A 9,133-nucleotide genomic window follows, 5' to 3' on the forward strand; every position below is an offset into this window, starting at 1 on the left:
GCGGGGAAGGCGCGTGACTCAGGCGACTCCGAACTGCTCGGTCGCCTCCTGTCCGGCGAGCGTCGCCCGGTGCAGGAACCCGCGGATGAGCTCGAGCTGCTCGACGTCGTAGCCGGCGCAGAGGTCGTCCATGCGGTCGTTCATGCCCCCGTAGAGGCGGAACATGTCGCGCGTGCGCTCGGGCAGCGCCCGCACGAGCACCGAGCGCCGGTCGGCGGTGTCGCGATCGCGGGCGATCCATCCGCCCTTCTCGAGACGGTCGAGGATGCCGGTGAGCGTCGCGGGGTGCAGGCCGGCGAGTCGGGCCAGCGTGCTCGGGCTGGTCGGTCCGTTCGCCGCGATGAGGTCGAGGCAGTCGAGGTCGACGTCGCGCAGCTCTGCGGCCACGCCGACCTGGTGGTTGAGCACGGACAACTGCACCCGCAGGCCGCGCAGGGTGTTCTTCAGCTCCGCGGCCGCGCGGCGTTGCCGTCGGCGATCGGATGCCGCCACTGGTTCTTCATTCATATGTTATCGTTTCCGTATTATATCGGTTCCTGAATACAGAGTAGCGGAGACATCCCATGAACCTCGTCATCTTCGGCGCCAACGGGCCGACCGGCCGACTCCTCGTCGAACAGTCCCTGGCGGCGGGTCATGCCGTGACGGCCGTCACGCGCTCCCCCGCGGAATTCCCGCTGACCGGCGATGCGCTGCGCGTCGTCGCGACCGACGTGCACGATGCCGTCGCGGTCGCCTCGGTCGTCGACGGTGCGGATGCCGTGCTCTCCGCGCTCGGGGTGCCCTACGGCCGGCAGCCGATCAGCGTCTACTCCGACGGCGCGACGAACATCCTCACGGCGATGCGCATGCACGGGGTCCGTCGCTTCGCCTGCGTGAGCTCGAGTGCCCTCGACCCCGAAGCCGGCCCGCACGGCGGGTTCTTCTTCGAGAAGCTGCTCCAGCCGTTGATCGTCAACGTGTTCGGCCGCCAGCTCTACGCCGACATGCGCCGCATGGAGGCGATCGTCACGGCCAGCGACGTCGACTGGACGATCGTTCGTCCGTCGGGCCTGTTCGACGCGACGGGCGTGAGCGACTACGACTGCGCCGAGCGCTACACGCCGGGGCCCTTCACCTCTCGCGCCGACCTGGCGAACGTGCTGCTGCGGCAGGCGACCGAAGACGAGTTCGCGCGCAAGGTCGTCGCGGTGTCGACCTCGGCCGGCGCTCCGACCGTGGGCCAGGTCATCGCGCGCGAGGCCCTGGGCAAGAAGTAGGCACGAGCCCACTCGCCCGCGGGCGGCGACGCGCCGCCGGCTCAGCGACCGTTGCGACCCGCGAACAGGGCGTGCAGCAACGGGAGCACCGACGCCGCCATGAGCACCGTTCCGAGGACCACGTCGTCGGCACGCAGCACCGCACCCGCGACGAGGAGCGCCCCGAACAGCACGGCGGACACCACGCGGCGAGCGGTGCGCTCCAGCCGGGCCACCCGCCGCTCGAGGGTCGGGTTCGTCACCGCGACGGATCCCTGCTCGATGCGCGTGACGAGTCCGTCGAGCCGCTTCGGCAGCGCGAGGGCGATGCCGGCGATCTCGACCGCCTGCTTCGCGAGGTCCTGCACGACGTTGCCGCGCTCGTCGCGGATGAGCTTGGTCGCGTACGGCTCGATGGAGTCCCACAGGTTGAACCCGGGGTCCAGCGCGCTGCACACGCCGGAGGTGAGCGACATCGCCCGGACGATGAGCAGGAAATGCTCGGGCAGCTGGAACGGCAGGGAGCGCACCACGTGGCCGAACTCCTCGGCGAAGTCGCGGAACTCGCGCGGATCGACCTCGCGCAGCTCGGCGAAGCCCATGCCGCCGAACCGGGCGAACAGCTGCGTCATCGCGCGCTCGAGCTCACCGGTGTCCGCCGAGGGCAGCAGCACGCCGACCTCGCGCACCGCGTCGACGAGGCCCTTGCCGTCGCGAGTGGCCGCCGCGATCAGGAGCTTGCGCAGACCGCTCCGCGTGCCCGCCGGGACCTCGCCCATCATGCCGAAGTCGATGAAGGTCAGCTTCCACGGCTGCGCCGACGGCTCGACGGCGGTCTCCCGGCCGGCGCCCGCCCCGGCGCCGACCGCGTCGGCCCCGAGCGGCGTGACGAAGATGTTGCCCGGGTGCGGATCGGCGTGGAAGAAGCCGTTCGTGAAGAGCTGGTCGAACATGACCGCCGCGAACACCGGCGCCACCTCGGCCGGATCGATGCCGGCGGCCGCGAGGCCCGAGACATCCGTGACCTTGATCGCCGTCACGTCCTCGAGGGTGAGCACGCGCCGCGTCGTGCGCTCCCAGACGATGCCCGGCACGCTCACGCGGTCGTCGTCGGCGAAGTCCGCGGCGAACCGCTCAGCGCTCGCCGCCTCGTGCACGTAGTCGATCTCTTCGAGGCTCGTCTGGGCGAACTCCTCGACGAGTGCGTGCGTGTTCACGCGGTCGGAGACGAGCCGCACATGGCTGAGCCACCCGGCCACCTTGCGGAGGGCGGCCAGGTCGACGTCGACGATGCGGTCGATGCCGGGCCGCTGCACCTTGACGACGACGCCCTCGAGGCCGGTATCGGCGGCATCGGCCGGGCCGAGCCTGGCCCGATGCGCCTGGCCGAGCGAGGCCGCGGCGATGGGCGCCTGCTCGATCGAGGCGAAGGCCCGTTCGAGCGGCAGCTCCAGCTCGGCCTCGGCGAGCGCGCGGATCGCCTCGAAGGGCACCGGCGGCACTTCGTCCTGCAGGCCGGCGAGCTCGGCCGTGATCTCGGGCGGCAGCACGTCGAGGCGCGACGACATGAACTGCCCGACCTTGATCATGAGTCCGCCGAGGTCGACCGCGAGCACGTGGAAGCGCTGTGCGAAGCGTCGCATGCGCTTCGATCGGCTGCGTTCGGCGAACTTGGCGAGCCCGATGCGCGGCAGGAACAGCTCGTACCACCACGTCACCGAGAGGTTCCAGCCGGCGAAGCGCAGGATGCGGCGGTACCTGGCGCGCGTGTCGCCGGCACCGGGAACGGATGCCACCCGCGTCAGTCCTGGGCGAGGATCGCGTAGAGCCGTCGTCTCGTCTCGTCGAGCGCGGTCACGGCCTGCTGCACCTGCTCGGGGGTGCCGGTGCGCCCGACCTGGGCGGCGGCCTGGGCGAGCTCGAAGCCCGCCTTGGGCAGCGCGGACGCCCCTGCGGCGTCGGTCGCCCCCTGCGGGCTCCACGGCGCGGCGCCGGCGGAGTGCGCGACGGCCTCGTGCCCGGCGTCGGTGAGCGAGAAGGTCTTGCGGCCGTTCGACTCCTCGGCGCTGATGAGGCCCTCGTCGGCGAGCAGCTGCAGGGTGGGGTAGACCGATCCGGCGCTGGGTTTCCAGCTGCCGCCGCTGCGCTCCTCGATCTCGCGGATGATCTGGTAGCCGTGCATGGGCTGCTCGGCGAGCAGCGCGAGCACCGCGGCCCGCACGTCGCCCCGCGCGACACGGCTGCCCGCGCGCTTCTCGAAGGTCGAGCGCAGCTGCTCCATGGCCTGCCAGATGCCCTCGGCGCGGGGGCCGGCGAACCCGCCGGCCGGGAACCCGCCGGTTGGGAACGATCCACTCATGACAACCTCTTCCCTCGATGAACGATACTCAACGATATAGCGGAACGAGCGCGAGCGATAGGGGGACGCCGTGCACGCGGCATCCGCTCGGCAACGGAGGTCGGTGCAGGACACGACCGAGCGATAGCGTCGGAGTACGAGTGGGCACGATGCGACGGAGGCAGACGGCGATGGAGCACTACGACACGATCGTGATCGGCGCGGGGGTCGCGGGCCTGACCGCGGCACGACTGCTGGCGAGGGCCGGCCGCCGCGTGGTCGTGCTCGAGGCCCGCGACCGGGTCGGCGGCAGGGTCGTCTCCGATCGCGGCGACGGACTCGTCACCGACCTCGGCGCCTCGTGGATCCACGGCATCACCGACAGCCCGGTCGCCGCCGCGGCCGAGGCGTTCGGCATGCGCACCGTCGAGTTCACGGTCGGCGGCTACCAGCCCGACAGCCGACCGATCGCGTACTACGGACCCGACGGAGCACGACTCCCGGATGCCTCGGCGCAGCGCTTCGCCGCTGACGTCCACGCCGTCGACGCGACCCTGCTCGACGTCGTCGCGGGATCCGCTGCGGATGCCTCGTACCGCGACGTGACGGAGGAGGCACTCGCCCGGCAGGACTGGGACGCCGAGCGCACCCAGCGCGTGCGCGAGTACCTCGAGCACCGATCGGAGGAGCAGTACGGCGCCTGGATCGAGGACCTGGCCGCGCACGGCCTCGACGATGACGTGGTCGAGGGCGACGAGGTGGTCTTCCCCGACGGCTACGACCGGCTGCCGTCGCGCCTCGCGGAGGGTCTCGACGTGCGGCTCGAGCAGGTCGTCTCCCGCGTGAGGTGGTCTGCCGACGGCGTGACCGTCACGACGCAGCGCGGCGAGCTGACCGCCGACGGCGTCGTCGTGACGGTGCCGGTCGGCGTGCTCCAGTCCGGCGCGTTCGCCATCGAGCCGGCGCTTCCCGAGCCGATCGCGGGCGCACTGTCCCGGCTTCGCATGAACGCGTTCGAGAAGATCGTGCTGCGCTTCCCGACGAGGTTCTGGGACGACGGGGTCTATGCGATCCGGCAGCAGGGCGCCGAGAGCCGCTGGTGGCACTCCTGGTACGACCTCTCACCGCTGCACGGCACCCCCACACTGCTCACCTTCGCGGCCGGGCCCGCGGCCGTGGCGATCCGCGACTGGGACGAGGCGCGGGTCGTCGAGTCGGTGCTCGCACAGCTGCGCCGCCTCTACGGCGACCGCGTCGAGCAGCCCGACCACGTGCACGTCACGGCCTGGCAGGACGACCCGTTCAGCCACGGCTCGTACGCCTACATGACGGTCGGCTCCACGACGGCCGATCACGACGACCTCGCCACTCCGGTCGGCGGGGTGCTGCACCTCGCGGGCGAGGCGACCTGGACGGACGACCCCGCGACGGTTCCGGCGGCCATGCTCTCCGGCCACCGTGCGGCATCGAACATCCTGCAGCGCGACCTGCCGCTCGAGACGATCTGGTCCGACTGAACGCCCCGCTCGAGGCATCCGCCGACCTTCGTTGTGACCAGATGCGCTATTCTGGTCACAACGACTGGAGGGTGTCCGCGATGGCCACGGCGCGACGAACGACGATCACGGTGACGGGTGCGATGGTCTCCGTGCTGGAGTGGGCGCCGGCAGCGCCGGCCGGCCCGACCGTCCTGCTGCTGCACGGCGGTGGCACCGACAGTGCCGAACTGTCGTGGGGCGAGGTCGGCCCGGCGCTGGCCGAGGCCGGGCACCGAGTCGTCGCGCCCGACCATCCGGGCTTCGGCCGGAGCCCACGGGCCGCGTGGCCGCTCACGCAGGAGCGCCTCGTCGCCTACGTCGGCGAGCTCGTCGACGCCCTCGAACTCGACGACTACGTCGTCGGCGGGCTCTCCCTCGGCGGCGGCCTGACCCTCGGGCATCTCCTCGACCGACCGGGCCGTGCCCGAGGCGCACTGCTGCTCGGCAGCTACGGCATCATGCCGCGCCTCACCGACGGAATCCTCGGCCGACCGAACCAGCTCCTCATCTGCGCCATGGTACGCACGGGCATCCTCACGGCCATGACCCGGTCGTACGCACGCAACGCCGCGGCGATGGAACGCGGACTGCGCGACATCGTGCGGAACCCCGACGCGCGAACGCCGGAGCTCGTGCGGGCCGTCATCGACGAGACCGCCGCGAGCGAGGGGCTCGAGGTGTTCGGCGAATGGCAGCGCGACCAGGTGCTCTGGAGCCGCCTCCGCACCGACTACACGCAACGACTCCCGACCATCGCGACCCCGGTCCTCTTCATCCACGGCGAGCGCGACAGCGGCGTCCCGCTCGCCCGCGCGCGGGCGGCGGCAGAACTCCTGCCCCACGGCCAACTGCTGGCGATCCCCGACGCCGGGCACTGGGTGCAACGCGATCGACCCGATGTCGTCATCCCGGCCATGTCGGCGTTCCTGAACGAACTCGCACGCGGGGGCCGCGACTGATGCCGAGACCGCGCATCCCCGACCGACGCGAACGCATCCTCGATGCGGCCGAGCACCTGGTGCTCGCCCGCGGCTTCGACGCGATGAGCGTCGCCGCCGTCGCCGAACAGGCCGGCATCGGCAAGGGCGCGGTCTACCTCGAGTTCGCGGGCAAGCACGATCTCCTCGACGCGCTGCTGCTCCGCGCGAACGACCGCATGCGCAACCGCGTCGACGCCGAGCTCGGCGAGCACCCACCGCTGAGCGAGTCCTACCGCGCCGCCCTGCGGGCCCTGCTCGACGACCGGCTGATGACCGCCGCCCTGCTCGACGATCGGAGCGTGCTCGGCAGCCACGTCGACACCGTCACCGACGGCCGGTACCGGGCGCGCCACGCGGGTGTCGTCATGTGGCTGCGCGACCTGCAGGCCCGCGGCAGTCTCGCCGCCGACCTCGATCCCGAGCATCTCGCCCTCGCGCTCTCGAGCGCGACGATCGGCCTGCTTTCGGCGAGCAGGATCATCGGGCCGATGACGTCCGCACAGCTCGAGGGCGCCATCGAGTCGCTCGCCCGCATGGTCTCGACGTTCGAGCCGTGACGCGACGGGCCGAGTCGTTCGAACCGCAGATCGAAGGAGGACGGATGCACGTGCACACGGTCGGAGACGAGCGCGGGCGAACGGTGATGCTGTTGCACGGCGGCGGTGTCGCGGGGTGGATGTGGGAGCCGCTGATCGCGCACCTCGACCCGGGCCTGCACCTCGTCGTGCCCGACCTTCCCGGACACGACCGCAGCTCCGACGAGGACTACCGGTCGCACGACCGCACCGTCGCCGAACTCGAGACCCTGCTCGAGCAGGCGAGCACGCCCGCGACCGTCGTCGGGTTCTCGCTCGGAGCCCAGCTGGCGATCATGCTCGCGTCCCGTCGGCCCGACCTCGTCGACCGGGTCGTGATCATCAGCGCGCAGACGAGACCCACGCCCGCGCCGCGGCTGACACTCGCGCTGCTCGGAGCCACCGCGGGCCTGGCGAGGAACGAGCGGTTCGCGAGGCTGCAGGCGAAGGAGCTCTTCGTGCCGGAGCATCTGCTCCCCGACTACCTTCGAACCTCGTCGTCCATGTCGAGGCCGTCCCTGCTCGCGGCCGTCGGCGAGAACATCCGGTTCACGATCCCGACCGGCTGGGCCGCGTTCCCCGGCGAGGCGCTGATCTTCGCCGGGGCGGGTGAGCGGGCGTTCATGCGGGCGTCGGCCGAGTCGCTGCACGCGGGACTCCCCGACAGCTCCGTCGAGATCGTCGACGGCTGCGGTCACGGCATCCCGCTGCAGCGGCCCGAGTGGCTCGCACATCGGTTGCGGGACTGGATGCGCGACTAGCTGCGGCGAGCGTCGGGCTGCGACGGCGTCGCCCACCCGATCACCCGGCGGCCGGGCCACGCCTTCAGCTCCAGAACGCGTCCTCCTCGTCCTGGTCCTCGCTGATCAACCAGATCTCGGCGATCCTCTCGCCCTCGACGCGGAACACGTCGACACCGCGCTGGTCGAGGTCGACGCGCCCTGGGCGCGATGCGGTGAACCTGACGGTGGTGGCCACCAGTGCGCCCGCCTCCGTCACGGACTCCGTCGACAGGGCGAACGAGCCGCCGCTGAGTTCCATGAAGCGGCCGAGGTGCGCCACGATCGCGTCGGGACCCACATGGTCGCCCGACAGCGGGTTGCGGCCCGGTTGGTGCCAGACGGCATCGGGGCTCAGGGTCGCCGCGAGGGCCACCATGTCCCCGGTCGCGGCGGCGGCTCCGTAACGTCCAACGGCTTCGGCTGCAGACATGCGTTGCTCCTTCTCTCATCGGTACTGTGGGAGCCACGATGGCAAACGGAGCGAGGTTACTTCAACGTGACCGGGGGAACGACATGACACGAGAATGGACCGTCTTCTCGGCCAGGTGCCCGTCACGCGAGTCGCTCGCCCGCATCGCGAACAAGTGGACGGCGATGATCGTGATCCTCCTGCACGACGAGCCGATGCGCTTCGGCGAACTCCACACGCGGGTGGAGGGCATCACGAAGAAGGTGCTCACCGACACCCTGCGCGCCCTGGAACGCGACGGCATGATCGAGCACGTCACGGACCCCGGCGCTCCGGCACGCTATCGATTGACGACGCTCGGTCGCACCCTCCATGAGCCCCTGGTGGCGCTGCAGGTCTGGGCCGAGGCTCATGTCGAAGAGGTGCTCGTCGCCCGGACGAGGTTCGACGACGACCGGGACGCGCTCATCCTCGGCGCCGCAGAGACCGAGTGATTCCGGGCGCTCCGCGCCGGCCCCGTGCCCGGCGCCGCCCGGGTGATCACGGCTGCATCCTCGGGTCCTGCGTGGGGTCGCGGTACGTGTCGGGGCAACCCGCGTCGATCGCGTCGGGGTGCAACTCGAAATGCCAGGGCTCGTTGTCGTAGATCGGGCACAGCCCGTAGTCGGCGCCGTGCTCCGCCAGCCAGGCGTCGGCATCGTACGAGCCGAGGTCGACGGCATCCCCCGAGACGTGGGCGGACGTGTCGGCCGTGGCGACCCACCTGACCGCCTCCTCGCGCGAGCCGTACTCGCCGACGGCCTCGTCGAGCAGTTGCTCCTGGTACTCCGGCGAGCGCCAGCCGCTGTTGACGACGAACTCGATGCCGTCGTCCGCGGCATCCGTCGCCGCCTCGCGAACGGCCCGCAGCAGGTCGGGATCGAGGTTCACGACGCCGGCGTACTGCTCGTCGAAGACGGAGACGCCGTCGGGCAGGACGCCGTCGGCCTCGGTGGCCGCGCCATCGTTCGGGAGCAGCACCACACCGCGCGCGCCGGGCGAACGGTCGCCGCGCGAGTCCGCGGACGAGGCCGCCTGATGCACGACGGTGCCGATCAGCGTGATCGCGATGACGATGCCTAGACCCGCAGCGGCGAACCGGAGGATCCTGGGCGTGCGAGCGTGAGAACGGGTTCGAGCTGGTGCATGGTGACTCATCCCGCCAGCCAACGCGGCGACGCGTTGCGAGCCCGTATCGGGATTCGGATACGCCGACGATATGCACCGGCTCCTA

11 protein-coding genes are annotated in these 9,133 nt (G+C 71.3%); 6 read left to right on the forward strand and 5 right to left on the reverse strand.

What is annotated here, in order from left to right:
* Positions 1-18: 18 nt before the first annotated feature.
* A complete protein-coding gene (locus AC3IPY_RS11250) occupies positions 19-507 on the reverse strand; it encodes a MarR family transcriptional regulator (protein WP_489184381.1) in 489 nt (162 codons plus the stop codon).
* A gap of 56 nt (positions 508-563) precedes the next feature.
* Between AC3IPY_RS11250 and AC3IPY_RS11255 the strand changes: the two genes are divergently transcribed.
* On the forward strand, positions 564-1,259 hold the full coding sequence (locus AC3IPY_RS11255) for an NAD(P)-dependent oxidoreductase (RefSeq protein ID WP_489184382.1): 696 nt from the start codon (positions 564-566) through the stop codon (positions 1,257-1,259).
* Positions 1,260-1,300: 41 nt separating this feature from the next.
* Here AC3IPY_RS11255 and AC3IPY_RS11260 read toward each other — a convergent pair whose 3' ends face one another.
* Both AC3IPY_RS11260 and AC3IPY_RS11265 read right to left on the reverse strand, forming a co-directional pair.
* Positions 1,301-3,034: an ABC1 kinase family protein gene (locus AC3IPY_RS11260; RefSeq protein WP_489184383.1), complete on the reverse strand. Its 1,734-nt coding sequence runs from the start codon at positions 3,032-3,034 to the stop codon at positions 1,301-1,303.
* Positions 3,035-3,039: 5 nt separating this feature from the next.
* Positions 3,040-3,597, reverse strand: a complete 558-nt coding sequence (locus AC3IPY_RS11265) for a PadR family transcriptional regulator (protein WP_489184384.1) — start codon at positions 3,595-3,597, stop codon at positions 3,040-3,042.
* 170 nt (positions 3,598-3,767) lie between these two features.
* Between AC3IPY_RS11265 and AC3IPY_RS11270 the strand changes: the two genes are divergently transcribed.
* The 4 genes from AC3IPY_RS11270 to AC3IPY_RS11285 all read left to right on the forward strand — a co-directional run bounded on the left by AC3IPY_RS11270 (position 3,768) and on the right by AC3IPY_RS11285 (position 7,430).
* Positions 3,768-5,093: a flavin monoamine oxidase family protein gene (locus AC3IPY_RS11270; protein WP_489184385.1), complete on the forward strand. Its 1,326-nt coding sequence runs from the start codon at positions 3,768-3,770 to the stop codon at positions 5,091-5,093.
* A gap of 80 nt (positions 5,094-5,173) precedes the next feature.
* A complete protein-coding gene (locus tag AC3IPY_RS11275) occupies positions 5,174-6,073 on the forward strand; it encodes an alpha/beta fold hydrolase (RefSeq protein ID WP_489184386.1) in 900 nt (299 codons plus the stop codon).
* Positions 6,073-6,651, forward strand: a complete 579-nt coding sequence (locus AC3IPY_RS11280; protein WP_489184387.1) for a TetR/AcrR family transcriptional regulator — start codon at positions 6,073-6,075, stop codon at positions 6,649-6,651. The genes AC3IPY_RS11275 and AC3IPY_RS11280 overlap by 1 nt, the downstream gene beginning before the upstream one ends.
* A gap of 44 nt (positions 6,652-6,695) precedes the next feature.
* Positions 6,696-7,430, forward strand: coding sequence for an alpha/beta fold hydrolase (locus AC3IPY_RS11285; RefSeq protein WP_489184388.1), 735 nt, complete (start codon positions 6,696-6,698; stop codon positions 7,428-7,430).
* 64 nt (positions 7,431-7,494) lie between these two features.
* On the opposite strand, the gene AC3IPY_RS11290 is transcribed toward AC3IPY_RS11285, so the two are convergent.
* Positions 7,495-7,881, reverse strand: a complete 387-nt coding sequence (locus AC3IPY_RS11290; RefSeq protein ID WP_489184389.1) for a nuclear transport factor 2 family protein — start codon at positions 7,879-7,881, stop codon at positions 7,495-7,497.
* 83 nt (positions 7,882-7,964) lie between these two features.
* Between AC3IPY_RS11290 and AC3IPY_RS11295 the strand changes: the two genes are divergently transcribed.
* The gene (locus AC3IPY_RS11295) at positions 7,965-8,354 is read left to right on the forward strand and encodes a winged helix-turn-helix transcriptional regulator (RefSeq protein WP_489184390.1); all 390 of its coding nucleotides are present in this window, start codon (positions 7,965-7,967) and stop codon (positions 8,352-8,354) included.
* A gap of 46 nt (positions 8,355-8,400) precedes the next feature.
* Here the strand turns inward: AC3IPY_RS11295 and AC3IPY_RS11300 are convergent, their stop codons facing one another.
* The gene (locus AC3IPY_RS11300) at positions 8,401-8,943 is read right to left on the reverse strand and encodes a M15 family metallopeptidase (RefSeq protein WP_489184391.1); all 543 of its coding nucleotides are present in this window, start codon (positions 8,941-8,943) and stop codon (positions 8,401-8,403) included.
* Positions 8,944-9,133: the final 190 nt, after the last annotated feature.

This window comes from Agromyces sp. GL_144 (assembly GCF_057834305.1).

What these genes read in the sequence shown, in the direction of transcription:
- AC3IPY_RS11250 (WP_489184381.1), bottom strand. Translation starts at nt 507, where the DNA reads ATGAATGAAGAACCAGTGGCGGCATCCGATCGCCGACGGCAACGCCGC.
- AC3IPY_RS11255 (WP_489184382.1), top strand. Translation starts at nt 564, where the DNA reads ATGAACCTCGTCATCTTCGGCGCCAACGGGCCGACCGGCCGACTCCTC.
- AC3IPY_RS11265 (WP_489184384.1), bottom strand. Translation starts at nt 3,597, where the DNA reads ATGAGTGGATCGTTCCCAACCGGCGGGTTCCCGGCCGGCGGGTTCGCC.
- AC3IPY_RS11270 (WP_489184385.1), top strand. Translation starts at nt 3,768, where the DNA reads ATGGAGCACTACGACACGATCGTGATCGGCGCGGGGGTCGCGGGCCTG.
- AC3IPY_RS11275 (WP_489184386.1), top strand. Translation starts at nt 5,174, where the DNA reads ATGGCCACGGCGCGACGAACGACGATCACGGTGACGGGTGCGATGGTC.
- AC3IPY_RS11280 (WP_489184387.1), top strand. Translation starts at nt 6,073, where the DNA reads ATGCCGAGACCGCGCATCCCCGACCGACGCGAACGCATCCTCGATGCG.
- AC3IPY_RS11285 (WP_489184388.1), top strand. Translation starts at nt 6,696, where the DNA reads ATGCACGTGCACACGGTCGGAGACGAGCGCGGGCGAACGGTGATGCTG.
- AC3IPY_RS11290 (WP_489184389.1), bottom strand. Translation starts at nt 7,881, where the DNA reads ATGTCTGCAGCCGAAGCCGTTGGACGTTACGGAGCCGCCGCCGCGACC.
- AC3IPY_RS11295 (WP_489184390.1), top strand. Translation starts at nt 7,965, where the DNA reads ATGACACGAGAATGGACCGTCTTCTCGGCCAGGTGCCCGTCACGCGAG.